The sequence below is a fragment of the Synechococcus sp. 65AY6A5 genome, from assembly GCF_002760415.1.
Classification (GTDB): domain Bacteria; phylum Cyanobacteriota; class Cyanobacteriia; order Thermostichales; family Thermostichaceae; genus Thermostichus.
The window spans coordinates 591,981-613,200 of record NZ_AXUW01000001.1; the positions used below are offsets into that span (position 1 = coordinate 591,981).

A 21,220-nucleotide genomic window follows, 5' to 3' on the forward strand; every position below is an offset into this window, starting at 1 on the left:
CGATGCTTACATTGATTCCTAAGCGCTCGCGCAACAGTTCTTGATACTGCCACAGGTAGAAGTCTGGGTGTTCTGTAATAATTGCCATCACTTCCTGCCGATGTTGTTCCAAAATGCCCACTCGCTTGGTGCCTGCTTTCTTAGGGGCTAAATCTTGAGTTTGTTGGTACTGACGCACCCAGCGGTGTACTGTTCTTTTGGTAACCATGAAGCGTTTAGCTACCTGGCGGATGGAGGTGTTACCTGCCTGGTAGGCTGCTACAACTCTTTGCCGCAAATCCAAAGAATGAGTCGGCATTCCTTTCTCTCCTTCCTCTTGAATACCTGTACCCCATTTTAAATTAAAAGGCTGTATCGACTTTATGCCCAATCTCCTGGCGGCGATTGGCATCTTAATTCTGGGTTGGATCGTGGCCAGAGCGGTGGCCTTTGGCGTTCGGGGGCTGCTCAAGCGGACGCAGCTCGATAACCGCTTGGCCGCTTGGATTATGGGCCAAAGGCCCGGCGAGAAGCTGCCGCAAACCGAGCGCTGGGTGGCTGCTGCGGTTTACTGGATCATCCTGGCTTTTGTGTTGGTGGCGGTGCTGAATGCCCTACAGCTTCAGGCCGTCTCCGAGCCGCTCAACAGGTTTTTGGGAGAAATTTTCGTCTATCTGCCGCGGCTGGGTGGAACCCTGGTGCTGCTGGGGGTGGGCTGGGCGGTGGCCACGGTTGCCCGGCTGGCGGTTATCCAAGGGCTGCGGCGCTTTAACTTGGACGAGCGGCTGGCTCAGCCCTTGCAACCGGAAGCAGGAGCAGAGGGGGCTCCAGAGGGAACGGCCGCTAAGCCAGAGGGGGGCGCTAACGAGGTCGCTCCTTTTCTCTTGAATGAAGCCTTGGGCGACGCGCTCTACTGGTTGGTTCTCCTGTTCTTCTTGCCGCTCATCCTGGATACGCTCAACCTGCGGGGGCCGCTGCAGCCGGTACAAAACCTGCTGGATCAAATCCTATCGATGGTGCCGCGCATTTTGGGAGCGGTGGTCATCGGTGTGGTGGGCTGGTTTTTGGCCCGCATCGTACGCGGCCTCATCTCCAATTTGCTAGCCGCAACGGGAGCCAACCGCTTGGGGGCACGCTTTGGCATTCCCCAGCTGGCCCAAACGGTGGGCACAGTGGCCTACGTCTTGGTGTTGATCCCGGCAGTGATTGCCGCCCTCAAGGCCCTGGAAATCCGGGCCATCTCCGATCCAGCGGTGGCGATGCTGGAGCAGGTGTTGCGGGCCATTCCCCGAATTGCAGGATCTGCTCTCATCCTGGCCGTGTTCTACTGGCTGGGGCAGTTTTTGGCTGGCTTGGTGACCCAGTTGCTGCAGGCAATCGGTTTCGACCGCTTGGCTGCCGGCCTTGGTTTGCCCTCGGCCCCTGCTCCTGAAGCTCCCGCCGCCGAAGGGGATCCCTCGGCGTTGGCGAAGCGGCGCACCCCCTCTGAGATTGCCGGCTTGGTGGTCTGGGTGGGCGTGGTCTTGTTCGGGGCGGTGCCGGCGGTGGAGTTGCTGCAGTTTGCCGCTTTGACCGACATCGTCCAGGGGCTGTTGCTGATTTCCGGTCGGGTGCTCATCGGCGCCCTGGTGTTCGGGATCGGCCTTTACCTGGCCAATTTGGCCCATTCCATGATCAAGAGCTTGGGCAACCCCTCCTCAGGGGTGCTGGCCCAGGCGGCGCGGGCGGCCATCCTGGTCTTTGTCGGCGCCATGGCCTTGCAGCAGATGGGCGTGGCCACCGATATCGTGGTGCTGGCCTTTGGCTTGGTGCTGGGCGCGATTGCCGTCGCGGTGGCCTTGGCTTTTGGCTTGGGAGGTCGCGATGTGGCTGCCGAGCAAATCCGGCAGTGGCTTAAGCGGGAGTGAAGTCTTGGAGACGGTTAACCCTGTCTAGCTTCCCAGAGCTGCAAGATAAAAGCCTGCCCCGCCTGGCAAAACGTCCGGCGGGGTTTCAATTGGATTGCGCTGAGACCTTTTAAGCTGCTTCCGGAACTTTGGCCTCTTCTGCTGCTGCTTCCTGCACCACAATTTTGCCGCGGAACACCACGTAGTTGTAGATGTTGTAGGACAAGATAACCGGGATCAAAAAGCCAATAAAGGTAAGCATAAACACCAGCGAACTGGGAGAAGCTGCTGCCTCGTAGATGGTGACGCTGGGAGGAATAATGTTGGGGAAAACCATAAACCCCAGGCCAATAAAAGAAAGGGCAAAGATGAGAAAGGTATAAACCAACACGCTAGTTTCTTCTCGCCGGCGCAGGCTGCGCAGCAACAGAGCCACCAACAAAAGCCCCAAAACGGGGATGGCAGCAAAGATATAGAAAAGAGGAGGCGAGAAAAGTTGGGAGCGCGCTTGCTCCGACATGATGGGGGTGCTGATGGTGATAAACACTGCCCCCAGCAACGTTGTCCAGGTGGCGATGGTTGCCGTTTTGTAGTAGGTTTTCTGGAGTTCCCCCGTGGTCTTCACAATTAAGTAGGCCGAGCCAACTAAGACATAGCCCTGAATCAGGGTGAGGGCCACCAACACTGTCCGCCAGGTCAGCCAATCCCAGGGGCTGCCGGCAAAGTGGCCGGCTTCGTCCACCCGGATCCCTTCGAAGACGCTGCCCAAGGCAAACCCCTGGCCCAGCGCCGCCAAAAAGCTACCCACCCCAAAGGCCAGGTTCCAGACCAGCTTGTTGTCGGCGTTTTCCCGAAACTCGAAGGAAACGGCCCGCAAGATCAGGCCCACCACCATGATCACCAGCGGCAGGTAGAGGGCGTTGAGAATGGTGGCGTAGGCGAGGGGGAAGGCCCCGAACAGGGATCCCCCCATCAGCACCAGCCAGGTCTCGTTGGCATCCCAAACATTGCCCAGGCTGGTCATGAGAATGCTGCGGCGCGTTTCGCTGGAGGCCGTCAGGGAGAGGATGCCCACTCCCAAGTCAAATCCATCCAGCAAGACATAAAGGAATAGGAATAGACCGAGGATAAAAAACCAGACTTGCGGCAAAAACTGCTGTAAAGGCTCGAAAGATTCCATCGTCCTTCTCTCCGCTTTGGGTATTTCCAACCAGTTCGAGACATTACCCCCCCTCGCCCTCTGGGAGAGGGGAATTGGAAATCGACGTAACCAACGGCTTGGCTGCTGTTTGGATAAGGAGCCTGCTGTGTCGCCTGGGTTCTGTTGGAGCTGCACCGGCGCTACCGAGCTTCCGCCGGACGGCGATCCGGCTCGTGGCTGGCAGGCTCGATCACGATCACCGGCTGGGTTGCCGGAACGGGGGCAGGCAGCTCCAGATTAGGCCCTTTGCGGATGATGCGGCTGCCAAAGTAAAGAGCGGCCACGAAAAACACCGTGTACAAGGCGCTCAGGCCGACCAAAGAAAACAGCACCTCTCCTGGCGGCAGCGGTGAAGCCGCTTCTGCGGTGCGCAGTTGCCCGTACACAATCCAGGGCTGCCGGCCCACACAGCGGACGATCCAACCGGTCTCCACGGCAATGTAGCCCAGCGGGCCAGCGAAGACCCAGGCCCACATCAGCCACTTCTGCTGGGAGAGGGCCTCCGCCGACAGCTTGCCCCTCAGCCACTGGATTAAGGTAACCCCCATAAGCCCGGCCAGAAAGAGGCCAATGGCCACCATCGTCCTAAAGGAGTAGTAGATCAGGCCAATCAGGTGAGGACGATTTTGCGGCTCCCAAGCCTTCAAACCATAAACCGGTCGATCCAGCCTGGGCTTAAACTCCAGCAGATAGCCCAGGGCACCAGGGATCTTCACCTCCCACTCGTTGCGCTCCTCTCGGTCGTTGGGCAAGGCCAACAGGCTCCAATCCGCCCGCTCGCCGGCGGGGATCGTCTCCCACTGCGCCTCCATGGCCGCCAGCTTGGCCGGTTGATAACGATACACTTGCTCCGCGCTCAAGTGGCCGATAAACACCTGCAAGGGGGCCACCACCAGAGCCATCGCCAGGACCACTTTGAGGGAACGGGAAAAAAACTCGCCATGCCGCCCCTTGAGGATGTACCAGGCACTGATGCCACCAACCACAAACAAAGAAGTCTCCAGGGTGGCAAAGAACATGTGGAGAAAGCTGTTGAGCATAAAGGGATTAAAAATGGCCTGCAGGTAGTCGCGCACCACAAATTTTCCATCGACAAATACCCCACCTGCCGGCGTCTGCAGCCAGGAGTTGGCCGTCAGGATCCAAAAGGTGGAGAGGTTGGCACCGAAGGCCACTAAGATTGTCGAGATCCAGTGAATGATCGGCGGCACGCGCTCCCAGCCAAAAAGCATGATCCCCAGGAAGCTGGCCTCCAGCATAAAGGCCATTGTGCCCTCAAACCCCAGGACGGTTCCAAAAAAGTCTCCCACTGCTTCCGAAAAAGGGGCCCAGTTCATGCCAAATTGAAAGGCCATCGGCAAGCCAGAGGCCACGCCAATGCCAAAGTTCAACACATAGATCTTCGACCAAAAACGGGCGTGGCGATAGTAATCGAGGTTGCGAGTCTTCAGCCAGAGCCCCTCAATAACCACAAGATAAATAGACATTCCTGTGGTTAAAACCGGCCACAGCATGTGAAAAATGGCCGTGAGGGCAAACTGGAGACGAGAAAGTGCAAGGGTATCTAGAAACATGATTGGCACCAAGTTTGGATGGGCGAATTCGACTTTTCCCGACAATCTCTGCTACAGCTTGTGCAGGCACATCCCTATGTAGGGGGGATATCTTCTCAGCTGCAGACATCCCTACCCATTTGAATGAGGCCGGGAAGGCTATCCTCTTTGTTCCTTCTTCTAAGATCGCATCTTGACCAAGACCATCGATGGGCTGCTCGATTCTAAAGGTTAACTTTAGGATCCTGAGAGGAGGGGTTCTCTTCGTGTAAAGCAGACTACAGAATAAACAGGGTTCTAAACTCGGCAGCCTAGGGATCCGCGTCCGGGCTCCCGAAATGGCTGGTGGAGAGGCGGGAGTAACGTCATGCAAACTGGCCGCAGAGCCTGCCAGAATTGGGATCCCGGCTTGAGTTGGCAGTGTGGGAGGAAAATGTCGTTTGTCCCGCTGGTGCACTTTCTCGCCCGATCGGGCTCGATGCAAGAGTTGGCCGCCCGCTTGAGATCGCGGCGGCGGGCTGCCATTCAGGGGGCAGGTCGGATCGCGAAGGGGCTAGTTGCCTCGGCTTTGGCCCAGCAGGAGGGAAGATCCCTGCTGGTGGTGACTGCCACTTTGGAAGAGGCGGGCCGCTGGACGGCCCAACTGGAGGGCATGGGCTGGGAGAGCGTGCAGCTTTATCCCACCTCCGAGGCTTCCCCTTACGAGCCGTTTGACCTGGAGCCGGAGCTGGTGTGGGGACAATTGCAGGTGCTGGCCGACTGTCTCCAGGGCAGAAAGGGCATGGCCATTGTGGCCACGGAGCGGGCCCTGCAACCCCACCTCCCCCCCCCAAAGGTGTTTCAGTCTTTCTGCCTCCGGCTGGAAGCCGGCGCGGAGCTGTCGCCGCAGCAGTTGGGGCAGCAGTTGACCCGGCTGGGCTATCAGCGGGTCAGCCTGGTGGAAAGTGAGGGTCAGTGGAGCCAAAGGGGCGATATTCTCGACGTTTTCCCGGTGGCCTGCGAGTGGCCGGTGCGCCTGGAGTGGTTTGGCAACGAGCTGGAGCGGCTGCGGGAGTTTGACCCGGTGAGCCAGCGCTCTCAAGACGGGATCCCCTCTGTCTGGCTGACCCCCACCGGCTATGGACCCATCCTCTGGCCGGCGCTCCAGGAAAAGATGGAGCAGCTTTCCCCCGCCCTGCGGCAGCAGCTAGCGCAGGGATCCGCCCCCCCTGAAGGCCTGCGCCGTTTTCTCGGCCTGCTCTACGATCCTCCGGCCAACCTGCTGAGCTACTTGGATCCCGATACTTTGATCCTGATCGACGAGCCGGAGCAGTGCCAGGCCCACAGCCGGCAGTGGCTAGACCACGCCCAAGAGCAGTGGCAGTTGGCCCAGGCTGCCGAGCCGGCTCTGCTCCCCTTCCACCGCCCCTTCGATCTCGAGGCCCCTGAATGGGATCCCTTCCCCCGCCTGTTGGCCCGCGCCTTTGCCAGCTCCGACCCCGCCGAATCCGCCGCCATCGACCTGAAAAGCCGGCCCGTTCCTACCATCCCCCACCAGTTTGGATCCCTGGCCAAAACCCTGCGCGAGTACCGCAAGCAGCAGTTGCAGGTGTGGATCCTCTCTGCCCAGCCCTCCCGCACCGTGGCCCTGCTGCAGGAACACGACTGCCCGGCCCAGTATGTGCCCAACCCCAAAGACTTCCCCGCCATCGAGCGCCAGCTCCAGTCCTACACGCCGGTGGCCCTGAAGTACTCCGGCTTGGCTGAGCTGGAGGGGTTCCTGCTGCCCACGCTGGGGTGGGTGGTGCTCACCGACCGGGAGTTTTTCGGCCAGCACAGCCTGGCCACCCCCACCTATGTGCGCAAGCGCCGCCAGGCCAGCTCCCGCCAGGTGGATCCCAACCTGCTCAAGCCGGGGGATTTTGTTGTCCACAAGGCCCATGGCATCGGCCAGTTCTTACGGCTGGAAAGCCTCACCATTGGCGGCGAAACCCGAGAATACCTGGTCATTCAATACAGCGATGGCTTGTTGCGGGTGGCTGCCGACCAGGTCAACTCCCTCTCGCGCTACCGGGCCAGTGGAGATGGGCCCCCTGCACTGCACAAAATGTCCGGCAGCACCTGGGAAAAGACCAAGCAAAAAGTCAAAAAGAGCCTGCGTAAAGTGGCCCTTGACCTGCTGCAGCTCTACGCCAAACGGGCCGAACAGGAGGGCTATGCCTTCCCGCCCGATTCTCCTTGGCAACAGGAGTTTGAGGAGTCTTTTCCCTATCCTCTAACACCGGATCAAATTCGCGCCGTCCAGGAGATCAAGCGGGATATGGAGTCTCCCCGCCCCATGGATCGGCTGCTGTGCGGGGATGTGGGTTTTGGCAAAACGGAAGTGGCCATCCGCGCCATTTTCAAAGCCGTAACCGCCGGCAAACAAGTTGCCCTTTTGGCGCCAACCACCATTCTCACTCAGCAGCACTACCACACCCTCAAAGAGCGCTTTGCCCCCTACCCCATTCAAGTGGGCCTGCTCAACCGCTTCCGCACTCCCGAAGAGAAAAAAGAGATCCTGGCCCGCCTCAAAAGTGGCGAACTCGATGTCATTGTGGGCACCCACCAACTTTTGGGCAAGGATGTGCAGTTTCGCGATTTGGGTCTTCTGGTCATTGACGAAGAACAGCGCTTTGGCGTCAACCAAAAAGAGAAAATTAAACTCCTCAAAACCCAGGTGGATGTGCTCACCCTTACGGCTACCCCCATTCCCCGCACGCTGTACATGGCTTTGTCGGGGTTGAGGGAAATGAGCCTGATCCAGACTCCCCCGCCCTCGCGGCGCCCGATTAAAACTCACCTTTCTCCCTACAATCCTGAGGTCATTCGCACGGCTATCCGCCAAGAGTTGGATCGCGGCGGGCAAGTCTTTTATGTGGTCAACCGCATTGAAGGGATCGAAGAGACCAGCGCCAAATTGCGGGAATGGGTGCCCGGTGCCCGCATTGCCATTGCCCATGGGCAGATGCCGGAAGGGGAGCTGGAAGCGACCATGCTGGCTTTTAACAACGGAGAAATCGATATCTTGGTCTGCACCACCATTATTGAATCCGGTTTAGATATTCCCCGTGTCAACACTATTTTGATCGAAAATGCCCAGGAGTTTGGTCTGGCTCAGCTTTACCAATTGCGAGGACGGGTGGGCCGGGCCGGGATCCAAGCTCATGCTTGGCTGTTCTACCGAGAAGATGGCATCCTCACCGAAGAGGCCCGCAAGCGCCTGCAGGCCATTCAGGAATTTACCCAACTGGGATCCGGCTATCAGTTGGCGCTGCGGGACATGGAAATTCGCGGCATTGGCAACCTCTTGGGAACTCAGCAATCCGGACAACTCAACGCGGTGGGCTTTGATCTCTACTTGGAGATGTTGCAAGAGGCGATTCGAGAAATTCGCGGCCAAGAGATCCCGCAGGTGGAAGACACGCAAATTGACCTCAATATAACGGCCATGATCCCGCAGAGCTATATCCCTGACGAAGATCAAAAGATGCAGGCCTATCGCCAATTGGCGGCTGCCGGCTCTCGGGTCGAACTGTTGCAAATTGCCCAGGAATGGCAGGATCGCTTTGGCCCCTTGCCCAAGCCCACCCAGGAGCTGCTGCGGGTGATGGAGCTGAAGATTTTGGCCCGCACGCTGGGCTTTTCCCGCATTAGGCCGGCCAAGGAGCATGTGCTTTTGGAAACCCCCATGGAGGAGCCGGCCTGGAACCGCCTCAAGGAAGCCCTGCCGGCCCATTTGCAGTCTCGCTTTGTCTATCAGCCGGGCAAGGTGACGGTGCGGGGCCTGGGAATGGTGCCTGCGGCCCAGCAACTGGAGAACCTTTTGCAGTGGCTGGACAAAATGAGCTTGGCCCTGATGGAAGCCCGGATCCCAACAGCCACCTAGTCCTGGCTGCGGGGGGGCTGGGCTCTGCCGTGAGAAACTGGGATGGATGGCCGGCCCTTCTCGGGTGGAACTTTTGCACTCCCTTTTGCCTCGTGTTTGCCCCATGAAGGTTCTAGAAGCCCACCACCTTCAGAAAACCTACCGGCAGGGGGGCAAGGAGGTTCGGGCAGTGGTGGATGTCTCCCTGGCGATTGCGGCAGGGGAGATCCTGGCTTTTCTGGGGCCCAACGGGGCCGGCAAGACCACCACCATCAAGATGATCGCCGGGCTGATCCAGCCCGATGCCGGCAGCGTGCGCATCCTGGGGCGGGATCCCCACGCCGATCCGGGTGCGCTGGCCCAGGTGGGAGCGGTGCTGGAAGGCAATCGCAACCTCTACTGGCGGCTTACCCCCTTGCAAAACCTGGAGTACTTTGGCGTGCTGCGGGGGTTATCCCCCAGAACGGCTCGCCAACGGGGGGCAGAGCTGCTGGAGACCTTTGGCCTGGGGGAGAAGCGGGATGTTGCCGTGCAAACCCTTTCGCGGGGTATGCAGCAGAAGGTGGCCATTGCTGTTGCCCTTCTGCACCAGCCGGCTCTGCTGTTGCTGGATGAGCCTACCTTGGGGTTGGATGTAGAAGCCGCCCAAGCGGTGAAATCCTTGATCCGCCAAATTGCCGCTTCAGGTCGGGCCATTCTCCTCACCACCCACCAACTGGATATAGCCGAGGCGCTCTCAGACCAAGTGGCTGTGATCGAGCGGGGGATAATTATTGCCCAAGCTCCCACGCAGGAGATGATCCGGCAGTTTGCCGGCGCCGCCGGCTCTTACCGGATTGAGTTGGAGCAGAAGCTGGATCCCAGCCGGGCGGAACGCCTGGCCCAGCAAGGGGTGGAGATCCTGGGATCCCATCAGCTGCGCTTCAGCGGCTCCTCGGAGACTTTGTATCAGGTGCTGGAGATCCTCAAGCCCTTGCCCTTGCTCAGGATCAAGCGCGAGGAAGCGGATCTCACCCACATTTTCCTCAAGCTGTTGAAAAGGAGAAGGGAGCAGGGATGAGGCCACTGCTGTACCTATTTTGGGCCGAGCTGAAGCGGGCCTGGATCCAGTACATCCGCTATCCGGCAGAAGCCCTGGGCGGGATCCTGATCACCACTTTTTTCTTCTATGCCCTCTTTGCCGGCGCTCAGTATGTGGCGGGGCCGGCCTCGCAGTTTGGACAACGGCTGGATGCGGTGGTGATTGGCTATGTGCTCTGGACGCTGGTCATTTTTGTGGTCAACGACATTGCCCTCAACCTGCAGGTGGAAGCCCAGACAGGCACCTTGGAGCAGGTGTTGCTCTCGCCCTTTTCGGCGGCCACCCTGTTTTTGGCGCGGGCCTGCGCCAGCTTGGTGCTGCGCTTTTCAACCGTTGTCGTTATCTTGGGGATCATCCTGTTGCTTACCGGCAGCCGGCTGCACTTTCCCCCCACCCTGTTGTTGCCGTTGGCGAGCGTGGTGCTGGGGGCCTATGGCTTCTCGTTTTTGCTGGGATCCGCCGCCTTGATTTGGAAGCGCATCCAACAACTGTTGATCCTCAGCCAATTTGGCCTGCTGTTTCTGTTGGCCACCCCCACAGAAGAGTGGTCGGGATCCCTGAAGTGGCTGGGGCAGATGCTGCCCATGACGGCGGGGGCCGGCTTGCTGCGAGATGTGATGGTGCGGGAGGCGGGTTTGGATCCCTTGCGGCTGCTCATGGCTCTGGCCAGCGGCGTGTTCTACTTCGCCTTGGGGCTGCTGGCCTTTCGCCGGGCGATGCAGCTAGCCAAACAGCGCGGCATCCTGGGATCCCAGTAGGACGTTGTCAGAGGGAGCGTCGGTCGCCAGGGGAGCGCAACAGGTGAGGGAAGTGGTACTCCACGGCGCCGGTGGTTAGGTTGTTCTCGGGGGAGGCGATGCCCCGGCGGCTCAGCTCTCGCAGCGCCTTTTCAATCTCGTCAAAATCAGCAGGCAGTTCGATGGCGATCTCCGAGAGGGTGAGGATCCCCTGCCGCTGCTGCGCCAGCCGCAGGATCTCCCGCATCAAAGCCTGACCCTTCAAAGGCTGAGGCGGCGCCGAGACCCCCTTGGCGGGAGCCGGAGAGGGGCGGATCCCCTGCAAGACGGCCAGCTTGAAGTTGTGGTCGTCCACCATGCCTGGGATCAGAAACAGGTCGATCAACTGGCCAAAGCCCAAGAGCCCAAAGGTCAAAAGCCAGAGAAGGCCCGTCACAGTCTTGCCCAAGTAGAGGCGATGGACACCGCAGATGCCGAATATGCCCAGCGCCCAGAGGAGATAGGCAATACCGACCGATTTGGGCTCGGCGGGGAGCAGCAGGTAGCGAGAGCTCATAGGGACTCGTCCAGAAGAGGTGGGGCAGGTAACCCTAGTCTGCCATCTTTTGCGTTGGACAACCCTCCTTCCCCTGTCCTAAAAAGCAGGCCTGGATGTGGCTTCAAGCAGAAAAGAGCCTGAAAATGGGATCCAACCCTTCCATCTTGCAAAACTTCGTCACACTGAGGAAGCGGGGGTCACGCCTACCGAAGGCCAAGGAAGCTCGATGCTTGAGCCCATCTTGATCGGGTTGAGTGCTGTGCTCTGGGGCCTCCTCTGGGGCTACGCCACGCTGCTGGTCCTGCTGGTGAACTTCAAAGAACAGGGATCCGTTTACGCCTACCCCATGCAGGCCGTGCTGGATCGCTTTGTGGAATCGCTGGGGCTGGGCTGGCTTAAGGATCTACATGCCATGCAACTGCAGCCGCTGCGCCGGATTAGCTACGCCCTCTTTGCCGCCGTTACCCTGGGCGTCGTCTTGATGCTCTGGGTCTTGGGGTAAGAGGCCTCCTCAACAATCCTGGGTCTGCCCCCGAGGGAGATGGAAAATAGACTGCAGCTTTTTCAGGCAAGCCTGGATCTGGGCCATCTCTTCTGGATCCAACTTCTGAAAGCGCTCCTTTAGGTAGGCCACATGGGCCGGGAAAACCTGCTCAAACAGTTTTTCCCCCTCTTCGGTAAGCACGATCTTGAAGCAGCGGCGGTTTTCTGGGGGTACCTCGCGGCGCACCAACCCCTTCTGCTCCAGGCGATCCACGATCCCGGTCAGCGTCCCCTTGGTAACCAGTGTCTTCTGGGCCAGGACATTCATCGTCAGGCCGGGGGTGTTGCCGAGGGTTACCAACACGTCAAATTGGGGGGCAGTCAGCCCCATCTGCCGAATGTGAGCGCCGGCGTAATTTTCAAAGGCTTGGTAAGCCCGTGCCAGATCCCTCAGCAGCCCCAAAAAAGGCTCCCGCGCCGCCACCACCGAGGGCTTGAGGGCCTCGCCTTGGGGAAGCGGAGAGGACAGAGACTCAGCAGAACTGGGCATCACTGCAGATCGTCGAACGAGACTAATCCATCCGACAAGAACAGTTTTGGCTTCATGATAGCCGACTGCAATATAGTCCTAATGCAAATTGACGGCCATTACACCAACTCCATGAAGCTATTCCATCCCAAGGCAGCGTACAAGAGCTCTCTCCATATCCAGAGGGGGCTTAGGGAAGCGGGGCGAAGACCGGAAACGGCCCAGTGTGTTTCCAGCTTATTTTCAGCGACCTCGAGCCTCAGCCCTGGGGATCCCGGCTGCGTCTGGGCGGATCCCTCGGACGAGATGTCGCCATCTGGCTGCTGCGGCTGCGGAAGTTGGATAGTAAACTACCCGACTCCGACCGCCCCCCTTCCCCCCGTATACGGGGGGATGTAGGGCGGCTGGTTTACAGCAGCCCCCAAAAGTGCAATGACATAGGCGCTACGCTTCGCTGATGCTAACGCTCCGTTGTAGTCTGCGTCCCACCACAACCTTCACCCCAGCCCGCAGCGCCTTGTAGTACACAAACTGCCTCAGTTGATAGAACGCCCAACTATTGGACCGCCGACGCTCGGTTTTGTTGCGCGGCTGTGAGTTGACACGCTCTCTGATTCCAGTGAGGTCTGCCCAGGCAATCGTGCTATCGGTCGCCTTTGCCCTGGAAACAATAGCCTTGGAGATGCAGGGATTGACCCAGGTTTGCAAGCGTCTCTCCTGACCAGACAGCCGTTGCAGCAGTTCCCGACATCTCCGCCGTGAACTGCGTCTGCCCTGACTGGCTTTTTGTTGGAGGATCGCTCTCAACCAGAAGTAGTGAAGTAGTGGTCTCTGACCTGGTTCAACGGCTGTCCATGCCAGTTATCCCCCTCTGAGGTGTGTGCAATGTCTTTTCTACCCAAGTCCACCCCCATGACCTTGGCGGTGTTTTGCGGCTCCGGCAGGTCATGCTCCACACAAATCTGGATGGAGTAAGAACCCTCTTTGCGTTTGACCACCGTGGCCGATTGGGGATTGGTGCCGGCCAGCATCCCTCGTTGATAGTTGCCGATGGACAGCTCCAACCGTTCCCGCCCCTCAACGGTGGTGAGCGATACTGTCCAGTCTTTCGCTCGGAAGGAGAAGATGCGGGCAGCGTAGGTCACGAAGCCCGCCTTGAAGGCTTTGACCGGACGGTTTTTTCTGGCTGGCAGTCTTGCGGGCAGATACCACCCATCTGCATACCTGTTGTGCCAGGTTGCTGGATAGGCCAAAGCGGGCACGGATGTCGCGGTAACCCAGAGATTGGAGCTTAAGGGCGTTGAGGATCTTCTCCGGCGTGTTTTGGTTGACCCAGTTCAAGGCCTGCACAAAGGCGTCCAGAGTCGCATCCAGCTTGGCGGCTTGGGAATTAGATACCTTGAGCTTGCAGGAGATGGTCAGGACTTGAGTCATGCTGTGATGGTACATCAACAGACCGCATTTCTCCCGTCACTGACCGGCCCGGCCCCCGGCCCCCCAGTCCCCCCGTATACGGGGGGGATATAGGGGGGTACGGAGCAGGGCTCCTGCGGCTTCTAGCTGAATGGAAAATCACCATCGAGGCTCAAACGGCAAGGTACCCATGGCACACGCTGCAATTATCCTTACGATCCTGCTGGGCTTTTGGGGAGTGGTGGTCAAGCGCAATCTGATCATGAAAATCTTGGCCATGGATGTGATGAGCACCGGGGTCATCGCCTTTTTTGTCATTTGGGCCGCCCGCACCGGCGTGTTCACTCCCATCTACAAGCCCTGGCGCCAGGTGGACTATGCCGACCCGGTTCCGCAAGGAATCATCCTCACGGCCATCGTCATCGGCCTGTCGGTACAAGCCCTGATGTTGGTGGGGGTGATGAAGCTGTCCCGCGATCATCCCACCTTGGAAGTGGAGAGTATTGAGCAGGCGGTAGCTGATGACTGAGCTGACGACCGAACCGACGTTGGTCTGGGTGGCACTGCCCTTTTGGCTGGCCTTTGCCACCTACTTGCTGCCGGCTTTGACCCGTCCCAGCCTGGTCATCATGGCTGGACTGACGATAGCCTACGCAGTGCAGCAGGGAGGCCTGCCAGGGGCAACTGCTGCGCCGTTGGAGCTCCAGTTGCTGGATCACTTCGGGGTGACGTTGCGGATCGATGGCAACGCCGCGGCCATGCTCCTGGCCCATGGCCTGGTCACCCTTGGGGTGGCCCTGTATTTGGATCGGCGCTTTGTGGGCAGCCGCTTTCTGGCCATGCAGTTGCTGATCGTCCACGGCAGCGCCAACGCCGTCGTCATCAGCGCTGACCTGATCAGCGTCTATGTGGCCCTGGAGGTGCTCAGCATCGGCGTGTTTTTGCTGCTCACCTACAGTCGCCGAGCAGAGTCCCAGCCGATCCTGGGGGAAAGCGCCCCGCACCGCTCTTGCGACCGTCAGCTCTGGGTGGGGCTGCGCTACCTGTTCATGAGCAATGTGGCCATGCTCCTCTACCTGGTGGGATCCATGCTGGTCTATGTGCGCACCGGATCCCTGGCGATGAGCGGCTTGGCCCTGGCCGACCCCACGGCTCTTGCCTTGATTGCCGTTGGCCTTCTGGCCAAGGGGGCAGTCTTCGTCGCCGGCCTGTGGCTGCCCCTCACCTACGCCACTGCCGATCCTGTCATTGCGGCGGTGCTCAGCGGTTTTACTACAAAAGCAGGCGCCATGGCCCTTGTGCGCTGCAGCGAGTTCTCGCCCGTCTTGGCGCAGGGGCTGCCCTACTTCAGCGCAGGCGCGGCGGTCTTTGGGATCCTTCTGGCTTTGATGGCCAGCACGCCCCAGCGCCTTTTGGCCTGGAGCTCGGTGTCGCAGATGGGATTTGTCATCGCTGCACCCCAGTGGGCGGGTTTGTACGGCCTGGCCCATGGGCTGGCGAAGCCCTTGTTGTTTGTCGGGGCTGCGATAACCAATCGCTGGCGCTGGTCGCTGCTGATCTTGGGGACGGCCTCGCTGGCGGGGGTGCCCGGCACTTTGGGCTATGCAGCCAAGGCCCTTAGCTTGTCAGCTCTGGATCCCTGGCACGAGTGGCTGCTGGTGGGGGTTACTGTCGGCACCACCTGCATAGCCGTGCGGGTGCTGCGAGCTTTTCCTTCTCAAACAAACGGGGACACTACCCCGGCAGCCGGTTGGCCAGACAAGGTGGCCCTAGTCCTTTGGGGCGGGGGCTTGCTCTGGTTCTGGCTGCCAGCGGCCTATGACGTCGATAATCTCATCAAGGCGTTCCTTAGCTTGGGCCTCGGGATCCCGCTGGGCTGGTTTTGGGAGCGAATTCCTGTGAAGGAATGGCGTCTGGATGAAGGGCTAGAGGCAGTGGTGGGCGGCTTGAGCGTGGTGTTGGTGCTGGCCTGGATTCTGCTAAGTGGAGTGAACCATGTGGCGCTACCCTGAGTTGGGCTTGCTGGAAATTGGCCTGCGGCTTTTGATTTGGTTTTTGCTGACGGGTAATCTGAGTTGGGACAATGTGGCCATCGGGGTGGCGGCGACGCTGCTGCTGCCTCGGCAGGCCTCTGCGCCGGTGCGGTGGCGGGATTGGGGGCGGGTGCTCAGGGAGATCGTTTTCGCCGTTCCGAAAGCTTACTGGGAGGCCTTTGAGATGATCCTCAGACCCCACACCGTAGAGGAGGTTGTATACAAACAAACTCTCCCCAATCGTTCGGCGGGACTAGTGTTTCTCGACATCTTTTTGATTACTTTTACGCCCAAAACCATTGTGCTCAATTGCGATGCCCAAGGCACCTACGAGGTGCATCTGCTCAAGCCGCGGGAGGAGGCGTGAATCTACTGCTGTTTCTGCTGACTTTGACCCTATGCCTGCCGCTGTATGCCGCCTGGCTGAAGGAGGATATTTGGCAGACGATGCTGGCTTTTGCCAGCTTATCGACCAAGACGGCCATCCTGGTTTTGGTGGTATCTGTGGTGCGGGATGACTGGATGATCGGGATTGTGGGGGTCTTGATTTTGTCGGTGGGCAATGCAGCCCTAATGCTGCTGGCCCACGTGCTCAAGCGCTTGGAAATGCTTTAAGGGGAATCAACATGGAAGTTTTGGTGGAGGCTCTCAGCTATCTTCTGTTTGGGATCGGGGTGCTGTTTTGGCTGTGGGGAACAGCGCCGCTCCTTGGGGATCGCTCGATTTTGTTTAAGCTGCACGGCCTTTCGGTGTCGGACACGCTGGGATCCATGAGCATCATGCTGGGGCTGTTGCTGCGGATCCCAAGGGAGTGGCCTCTGCTGGTGTTGGCCCTGATTTCCTTGGCCATTTGGAACACCATCTTGGGCTATGTGCTGGCCTTTTGCTCGCAGCGCAAGTCCCTATAGGAGGACAGGATGGAAGAGACTTTGTTGCTGGTGATCGCCCTGCTGTTGCCCTTGACGGCTGCCTTGGTGGTGACCCAGACCAATCCCTATCATGCCTTGGTGATGCGCGGCATTCTGGGATCCATCGCTGCTCTGATCTATGCCTTGTTTGGGGCGGCGGATGTGGCGCTTACTGAGGCGCTGGTGGGCACCATGCTGTCCATTACGCTCTATGCCATCGCGGTGCGTTCCTCGTTGAGTATGCGCTTGGGCGTTCTCGAAGACAGTCCTCTGTTGGCGGCCAGGACCTCAGCAGCACAGCAGTTGTTACAGCAGATGCGCCAAGGGCTACAGCAGTACCACATGCGTCTGGAGTTGGCCGTCTATGGAAGTGCAGAGGCGTTGTTGGCTGCCCTTCACAGCCGGGAGGTGCACACCATTGCCCTTGAGCCCGATGAGGAGGTGGCAGAGTATCGCTTGGTAACGCGCGTGCCCCGCCTGCAGGCCATCTTGACGCAACAAGCCCTGCTTTCTGAGGTCCTCCTGCCATGAGGTGGTTGTACGGGGTGGCGGCGCTGCTGGCAGCCTTGCAGCTCATGGTTGCCGACGCGGGAGCTGTTTCTCCTGCCTTTGAGCCTGTGGCGGTTCTGGCCGGAGAAAGCGGCGTGCCCAATACGGTGACGGGCTTGATCCTGCGCAACCGCCTTTACGACACCGTCTTTGAAGTCGTCGTGTTTTCTACGGCCATTCTGGGCGCGCAGTACCTGCTGGCGGATGAGCGACCGACGGCCAATGTAGCTCAGTTTACCGATATTCCCTCAATTGTGTTGGCGCGGGTGGGGGCCACCATCTCCGCTCTGATTGGGGTGGAGCTGGCCATTCGGGGTCACCTGACGCCGGGCGGGGGGTTTGCTGCCGGCGTGGCGGGAGGAACGGCGATTGGCTTGGTGGCGATCACCGCCTCTTCGACCTGGATGGAGGCCATCTACAAGCGGTGGCAAGCCGCGATGTGGGAGAAGCTGTCGGTGGTGACGTTTATCGGGGTGGCTGTAATCGCCCTGGCCGGTTGGGAACTACCCAAGGGCGAGCTGGGGGCACTTTTTAGCGGCGGCTGGATCCCAATCCTCAACATTTTGGTGGCCATCAAGGTGGCGCTGGGATCCTGGGCGGCGATTTTAATTTTTATTCGCTACCGCGGCTTGTTATGAAGGCTCGAACGGGTTGATAACGCTCGTGTCAAGCCAATACATCGTGGGCGGTGTTATCTTCTTGCATCCGCTCGAAGTCCGAATCTTCACCAATGTTTGGGATCGATCCGAGCACTTGGCAAAGGACTTTTTTGCAAGTTGGAGTAAGACTTGCTTGAGGATTTTGCGATGTTCGGCTTCTGCACTCCCACCGTGAGGCCTAGCCCTTTCTTTCAGAACTTTGACAATGGCCCCATCAACGTTGCGAACAATTGGAGTGGCCGTAGAGCGTCTCCTCGATCGGCAGATCCATGGATGGCTTTGCCGCAAAGATAGCGTTGACAGCAGGACGTTTCCCTGTCCGTTGAGCAACTTGACCTGCAGGCGACCTCTACAATAGAAGGCTGACCCTGCCACCCCTGGGATCCCTATGCCGCGCCGTACCGACATTCACAAGATCTTGCTCATCGGAGCGGGGCCGATCGTCATTGGCCAAGCCTGCGAGTTCGACTACTCCGGCACCCAAGCCTGCAAAGCCCTGCGAGAAGAGGGCTACGAGGTGATCTTGGTCAACTCCAACCCGGCCACCATCATGACGGATCCCAGTATGGCGGATCGCGTCTACATCGAGCCGGTGACGGCAGACTTTGTGGCCCAGATCATCGAGCGGGAGCGCCCCGATGCCCTGCTGCCCACCATGGGGGGACAGACGGCCCTCAATGTAGCGGTGGAGCTGGCCCGGCGCGGGATCTTGGACCAGTACGGGGTGGAGCTGATCGGGGCCAAGCGGGAGGCCATCGAAAAAGCCGAGGATCGGGAGCTGTTTAAGCAGGCGATGCAGCGGCTTGGCCTGGCGGTGCCGCGCTCGGGGCTGGCCCGCAGCCTGGCCGAAGCCAAGCAGATCGCTCACGAGATCGGCTATCCCCTCATCATCCGCCCCGCCTATACCCTGGGGGGCACAGGGGGAGGAGTGGCCTACAACCAAGAAGAATTTGAAGAGATCTGCGCCGCCGGCCTGGAGGCCAGCCCGGTCTCTCAGATCCTGGTGGAGGAGTCGGTGATCGGCTGGAAGGAGTTTGAGTTGGAGGTGATGCGGGATCTGGCGGACAACGTGGTGATCATCTGCTCGATTGAAAACATCGACCCCATGGGGGTGCACACCGGCGACTCCATCACCGTGGCCCCAGCCCAAACCCTCACCGACAAGGAGTACCAGCGGCTTCGCGACTACGCCATCGCCATCATGCGCGAGATTGGGGTGGAAACGGGGGGATCCAACGTGCAGTTTGCCGTCAACCCCGCCAATGGCGAAGTGCGGGTTATCGAGATGAACCCGCGGGTTTCCCGCTCTTCTGCTTTGGCCAGCAAGGCCACTGGGTTTCCCATTGCCAAGATCGCCGCCAAGCTGGCCGTAGGCTACACGCTGCCGGAGCTTCCCAACGACATCACCCGCAAAACCCCTGCCAGCTTTGAGCCCACCATTGACTATGTCGTCACCAAAATCCCCCGCTTTGCCTTTGAGAAGTTTCCCGGCTCGGAGCCCGTTTTGACAACCCAGATGAAGTCGGTGGGGGAGGCGATGGCCATTGGCCGCACCTTCCAGGAGTCCATCCAGAAGGCCTTGCGATCCCTGGAGATCGACCGCCCCGGCTTTGGCAGCGACCGGCCTGAAGTCTTCCCCACCCCAGAGGAAGTGCGGGCCAACCTGCGCACCCCCAACCCCTTGCGCCTCTTGACCATCCGCACGGCTCTGCTCATGGGCTTTTCCGTTCAGGAAATTGCTCAGCTTACCCACATCGATCCCTGGTTTATCGACAAGCTGCAGGAGCTGGTGGAGGTGGAGCAGGTCCTCAAGGGGCGGGAATTGGGATCCCTGACGGCTGAGGATCTGCGCCACCTTAAGCAAATGGGCTTCAGCGACCGGCAGATCGCCCACCTGACCGGCTCCAGGGAAGCCCAGGTGCGGGCCCGTCGCCAGAGCTTGGGGGTGATCCCCACCTACAAAACCGTGGACACCTGCGCTGCCGAGTTCGAGGCCGCTACCCCCTACCAGTACTCCACCTACGAGAGCGAATCCGAGACCTTCCCCACCGCCAAGCCAAAGGTGATGATCCTGGGGGGCGGTCCCAACCGCATCGGCCAGGGGATCGAGTTCGACTACTGCTGCTGTCATGCCGTCTTTGCCCTCAGACGCCTTGGCTATGAGACCATCATGGTCAACTCCAACCCCGAGACCGTTTCCACCGACTACGACACCGCTGATCGCCTCTACTTTGAGCCCCTGACCCATGAGGAAGTGATGAACCTGGTGGAAGCGGAGCAGCCGCTAGGTCTAATCCTGCAGTTTGGCGGCCAGACCCCCCTGAAGCTGGCCCAGGGGCTAGCCGCAGCCCAAGCGCCTATCTGGGGTGCTGCTCCTGACTCCATCGACATAGCCGAAGATCGCGGCCGGTTTGGGCGCCTGCTCGAGGAATTGGGGATCCGCCAGCCGGCCCACGGCATTGCCCGCAGCGTGGAAGAAAGCCTGGAGATTGCCCGCCGCATCGGCTACCCGGTGGTGGTGCGGCCCAGCTATGTGCTGGGGGGGCGGGCCATGGAGATTGTCTATTCGGATCAAGATCTGCGGCGCTACATGCAGCTAGCCGTGGCGGTGGATCCCGACCGTCCCGTGCTGGTGGATCAGTTCTTGGAGGATGCCGTGGAGGTAGATGTGGACGCCATCGCCGACCACACCGGGGCTGTAACCATTGGCGGCATCCTGGAGCACATTGAGCAGGCCGGGATCCACTCGGGCGACTCCGCCTGTGTCTTGCCCAGCCGCACTCTCAGCCCTGCTGTGCTGCAGGTGATCCGCGACTGGACGGTGAAGTTGGCCCAAGCTCTCAGGGTGGTGGGGCTCATGAACGTGCAGTATGCCGTCCAGAAAGAGCAGGTTTACGTTCTGGAAGCCAACCCGCGCGCTTCCCGCACCGTGCCGTTTGTCAGCAAGGCCATTGGCCACCCCCTGGCCGGCTACGCTGCCCAGGTGATGAGCGGCAAAACCCTGGCGGAGCTGGGCTTTACCCAGGAGGTGATCCCACCCTACGTGGCGGTCAAGGAGGCAGTGCTGCCGTTTCACAAGTTCCCCGGTAGCGACGCCCTGCTGGGGCCAGAGATGCGCTCTACTGGTGAGGTGATGGGGATTGATACGGACTTTGGCCGCGCCTTTGCCAAAGCGCAACTGGCTGCTGGCCAAAACCTGCCCCTAGAGGGCACGGTGTTCATCAGCGTCAGCGACCGCGACAAGCAGGCGGTGATCCCGGTGGCCCAAGAGTTTGTCCAGCTGGGCTTTCGCCTGCTGGCCACTGCCGGCACCCAAAAAGTGCTGGCCGAGCACGGGATCCCGGTCGAGAAGGTGCTCAAGCTGCACGAGGGCCGGCCCCACGTCATCGACGCCATCAAGAACGGCCAGATTCAGCTTATCGTCAACACCCCTTCTGGCGGCGAAGCCCAACAGGATGCGCAGAAGATCCGCCGCACCGCCCTGGCCTACAAGATCCCTTTGGTCACTACTCTGGCTGGAGCCAAGGCTACTGCTGCTGCCATCCGCGCTCTGCAGTCAGGATCCCTGGGGGTGAAGTCCCTGCAGGAGTTTCACGCCGAAATTGGGCGATAGGAGCCTGCCGGGGTTGCTTTTCTGAAGAAATCCTTAAGACCTCCACCTTAAGAAATCCTGAAGTTCTCGACTGCAAAAACTGGCTCTTGAGGCCTGGGAAAAGGGGTGGAATATAAACTGCAATACTAATCTGCATGTTTGTATCGATAAATCAATTTATTTCACATTTTGG

At 59.6% G+C, this 21,220-nt stretch carries 18 protein-coding genes and 1 pseudogene; 13 read left to right on the plus strand and 6 right to left on the minus strand.

What is annotated here, in order from left to right:
- Window positions 1–298, minus strand: a 298-nt coding sequence (locus tag SYN65AY6A5_RS02715) for a helix-turn-helix domain-containing protein (protein ID WP_143597128.1), incomplete at its 3' end; no start/stop codon positions are given.
- Between the two features lie 64 nt (window positions 299–362).
- On the opposite strand from SYN65AY6A5_RS02715, the gene SYN65AY6A5_RS02720 reads away from it, so the two are divergent.
- Window positions 363–1,886: a mechanosensitive ion channel gene (locus SYN65AY6A5_RS02720; RefSeq protein WP_240527861.1), complete on the plus strand. Its 1,524-nt coding sequence runs from the start codon at window positions 363–365 to the stop codon at window positions 1,884–1,886.
- Between the two features lie 109 nt (window positions 1,887–1,995).
- Here the strand turns inward: SYN65AY6A5_RS02720 and cydB are convergent, their stop codons facing one another.
- Both cydB and SYN65AY6A5_RS02730 read right to left on the minus strand, forming a co-directional pair.
- Window positions 1,996–3,045: a cytochrome d ubiquinol oxidase subunit II gene (gene cydB / locus SYN65AY6A5_RS02725; protein ID WP_099813124.1), complete on the minus strand. Its 1,050-nt coding sequence runs from the start codon at window positions 3,043–3,045 to the stop codon at window positions 1,996–1,998.
- A 161-nt stretch (window positions 3,046–3,206) separates the two neighbouring features.
- Window positions 3,207–4,640 carry a cytochrome ubiquinol oxidase subunit I gene (locus tag SYN65AY6A5_RS02730; protein ID WP_099813125.1) on the minus strand — a complete coding sequence of 478 codons (1,434 nt, stop codon included), beginning with the start codon at window positions 4,638–4,640 and terminating at the stop codon, window positions 3,207–3,209.
- A gap of 457 nt (window positions 4,641–5,097) precedes the next feature.
- Here SYN65AY6A5_RS02730 and mfd point away from each other — a divergent pair, with 457 nt between their 5' ends.
- The 3 genes from mfd to SYN65AY6A5_RS02745 are packed head-to-tail and all read left to right on the plus strand — an operon-like array spanning window position 5,098 to window position 10,344.
- Entirely contained in the window at window positions 5,098–8,526 is a 3,429-nt protein-coding gene (gene mfd / locus SYN65AY6A5_RS02735) for a transcription-repair coupling factor (protein ID WP_240531042.1), read from the plus strand.
- Between the two features lie 46 nt (window positions 8,527–8,572).
- Window positions 8,573–9,565 carry an ABC transporter ATP-binding protein gene (locus SYN65AY6A5_RS02740; protein ID WP_228375236.1) on the plus strand — a complete coding sequence of 331 codons (993 nt, stop codon included), beginning with the start codon at window positions 8,573–8,575 and terminating at the stop codon, window positions 9,563–9,565.
- Complete coding sequence (locus SYN65AY6A5_RS02745) at window positions 9,562–10,344, plus strand: ABC transporter permease (protein ID WP_011430591.1); 783 nt, start codon at window positions 9,562–9,564, stop codon at window positions 10,342–10,344. Before SYN65AY6A5_RS02740 ends, SYN65AY6A5_RS02745 begins: the two co-directional genes overlap by 4 nt.
- 7 nt (window positions 10,345–10,351) lie before the next feature.
- Here the strand turns inward: SYN65AY6A5_RS02745 and SYN65AY6A5_RS02750 are convergent, their stop codons facing one another.
- Window positions 10,352–10,879 carry an NINE protein gene (locus tag SYN65AY6A5_RS02750; RefSeq protein WP_099813127.1) on the minus strand — a complete coding sequence of 176 codons (528 nt, stop codon included), beginning with the start codon at window positions 10,877–10,879 and terminating at the stop codon, window positions 10,352–10,354.
- Between the two features lie 208 nt (window positions 10,880–11,087).
- Here SYN65AY6A5_RS02750 and SYN65AY6A5_RS02755 point away from each other — a divergent pair, with 208 nt between their 5' ends.
- A complete protein-coding gene (locus tag SYN65AY6A5_RS02755) occupies window positions 11,088–11,363 on the plus strand; it encodes a hypothetical protein (protein WP_099813128.1) in 276 nt (91 codons plus the stop codon).
- A gap of 9 nt (window positions 11,364–11,372) precedes the next feature.
- Here SYN65AY6A5_RS02755 and SYN65AY6A5_RS02760 read toward each other — a convergent pair whose 3' ends face one another.
- The gene (locus SYN65AY6A5_RS02760; protein ID WP_228375232.1) at window positions 11,373–11,894 is read right to left on the minus strand and encodes a MarR family transcriptional regulator; all 522 of its coding nucleotides are present in this window, start codon (window positions 11,892–11,894) and stop codon (window positions 11,373–11,375) included.
- Window positions 11,895–12,223: 329 nt separating this feature from the next.
- Window positions 12,224–13,307 (minus strand): annotated as a pseudogene (locus tag SYN65AY6A5_RS02765) (transposase).
- A gap of 169 nt (window positions 13,308–13,476) precedes the next feature.
- On the opposite strand from SYN65AY6A5_RS02765, the gene SYN65AY6A5_RS02770 reads away from it, so the two are divergent.
- From SYN65AY6A5_RS02770 to carB, 8 genes are all read left to right on the plus strand, one after another.
- Complete coding sequence (locus SYN65AY6A5_RS02770) at window positions 13,477–13,815, plus strand: cation:proton antiporter subunit C (protein ID WP_011430587.1); 339 nt, start codon at window positions 13,477–13,479, stop codon at window positions 13,813–13,815.
- Window positions 13,808–15,298, plus strand: a complete 1,491-nt coding sequence (locus SYN65AY6A5_RS02775; RefSeq protein ID WP_099883862.1) for a cation:proton antiporter — start codon at window positions 13,808–13,810, stop codon at window positions 15,296–15,298. The genes SYN65AY6A5_RS02770 and SYN65AY6A5_RS02775 overlap by 8 nt, the downstream gene beginning before the upstream one ends.
- Window positions 15,282–15,686, plus strand: coding sequence for a Na+/H+ antiporter subunit E (locus SYN65AY6A5_RS02780; RefSeq protein WP_041438403.1), 405 nt, complete (start codon window positions 15,282–15,284; stop codon window positions 15,684–15,686). The genes SYN65AY6A5_RS02775 and SYN65AY6A5_RS02780 overlap by 17 nt, the downstream gene beginning before the upstream one ends.
- Window positions 15,683–15,934, plus strand: coding sequence for a hypothetical protein (locus tag SYN65AY6A5_RS02785; RefSeq protein ID WP_011430584.1), 252 nt, complete (start codon window positions 15,683–15,685; stop codon window positions 15,932–15,934). The genes SYN65AY6A5_RS02780 and SYN65AY6A5_RS02785 overlap by 4 nt, the downstream gene beginning before the upstream one ends.
- 11 nt (window positions 15,935–15,945) lie before the next feature.
- Window positions 15,946–16,227, plus strand: coding sequence for a monovalent cation/H(+) antiporter subunit G (locus tag SYN65AY6A5_RS02790; RefSeq protein ID WP_011430583.1), 282 nt, complete (start codon window positions 15,946–15,948; stop codon window positions 16,225–16,227).
- Between the two features lie 9 nt (window positions 16,228–16,236).
- Entirely contained in the window at window positions 16,237–16,758 is a 522-nt protein-coding gene (locus SYN65AY6A5_RS02795; RefSeq protein WP_011430582.1) for a DUF4040 domain-containing protein, read from the plus strand.
- Window positions 16,755–17,414 carry a Na(+)/H(+) antiporter subunit B gene (locus tag SYN65AY6A5_RS02800; RefSeq protein ID WP_011430581.1) on the plus strand — a complete coding sequence of 220 codons (660 nt, stop codon included), beginning with the start codon at window positions 16,755–16,757 and terminating at the stop codon, window positions 17,412–17,414. Before SYN65AY6A5_RS02795 ends, SYN65AY6A5_RS02800 begins: the two co-directional genes overlap by 4 nt.
- A 409-nt stretch (window positions 17,415–17,823) precedes the next feature.
- Complete coding sequence (gene carB / locus SYN65AY6A5_RS02810) at window positions 17,824–21,048, plus strand: carbamoyl-phosphate synthase large subunit (RefSeq protein ID WP_099883864.1); 3,225 nt, start codon at window positions 17,824–17,826, stop codon at window positions 21,046–21,048.
- The last annotated feature ends 172 nt before the right edge of the window (window positions 21,049–21,220 follow it).

Coding starts and splice junctions, on each gene's coding strand:
- carB (WP_099883864.1), top strand. CDS start 17,824: ATGCCGCGCCGTACCGACATTCACAAGATCTTGCTCATCGGAGCGGGG.
- SYN65AY6A5_RS02720 (WP_240527861.1), top strand. CDS start 363: ATGCCCAATCTCCTGGCGGCGATTGGCATCTTAATTCTGGGTTGGATC.
- SYN65AY6A5_RS02740 (WP_228375236.1), top strand. CDS start 8,573: ATGGCCGGCCCTTCTCGGGTGGAACTTTTGCACTCCCTTTTGCCTCGT.
- mfd (WP_240531042.1), top strand. CDS start 5,098: ATGCAAGAGTTGGCCGCCCGCTTGAGATCGCGGCGGCGGGCTGCCATT.
- SYN65AY6A5_RS02770 (WP_011430587.1), top strand. CDS start 13,477: ATGGCACACGCTGCAATTATCCTTACGATCCTGCTGGGCTTTTGGGGA.
- SYN65AY6A5_RS02800 (WP_011430581.1), top strand. CDS start 16,755: ATGAGGTGGTTGTACGGGGTGGCGGCGCTGCTGGCAGCCTTGCAGCTC.
- SYN65AY6A5_RS02790 (WP_011430583.1), top strand. CDS start 15,946: ATGGAAGTTTTGGTGGAGGCTCTCAGCTATCTTCTGTTTGGGATCGGG.
- SYN65AY6A5_RS02775 (WP_099883862.1), top strand. CDS start 13,808: ATGACTGAGCTGACGACCGAACCGACGTTGGTCTGGGTGGCACTGCCC.
- SYN65AY6A5_RS02755 (WP_099813128.1), top strand. CDS start 11,088: ATGCTTGAGCCCATCTTGATCGGGTTGAGTGCTGTGCTCTGGGGCCTC.
- SYN65AY6A5_RS02780 (WP_041438403.1), top strand. CDS start 15,282: ATGTGGCGCTACCCTGAGTTGGGCTTGCTGGAAATTGGCCTGCGGCTT.
- SYN65AY6A5_RS02795 (WP_011430582.1), top strand. CDS start 16,237: ATGGAAGAGACTTTGTTGCTGGTGATCGCCCTGCTGTTGCCCTTGACG.
- cydB (WP_099813124.1), bottom strand. CDS start 3,045: ATGGAATCTTTCGAGCCTTTACAGCAGTTTTTGCCGCAAGTCTGGTTT.
- SYN65AY6A5_RS02760 (WP_228375232.1), bottom strand. CDS start 11,894: ATGCCCAGTTCTGCTGAGTCTCTGTCCTCTCCGCTTCCCCAAGGCGAG.
- SYN65AY6A5_RS02745 (WP_011430591.1), top strand. CDS start 9,562: ATGAGGCCACTGCTGTACCTATTTTGGGCCGAGCTGAAGCGGGCCTGG.
- SYN65AY6A5_RS02750 (WP_099813127.1), bottom strand. CDS start 10,879: ATGAGCTCTCGCTACCTGCTGCTCCCCGCCGAGCCCAAATCGGTCGGT.
- SYN65AY6A5_RS02730 (WP_099813125.1), bottom strand. CDS start 4,640: ATGTTTCTAGATACCCTTGCACTTTCTCGTCTCCAGTTTGCCCTCACG.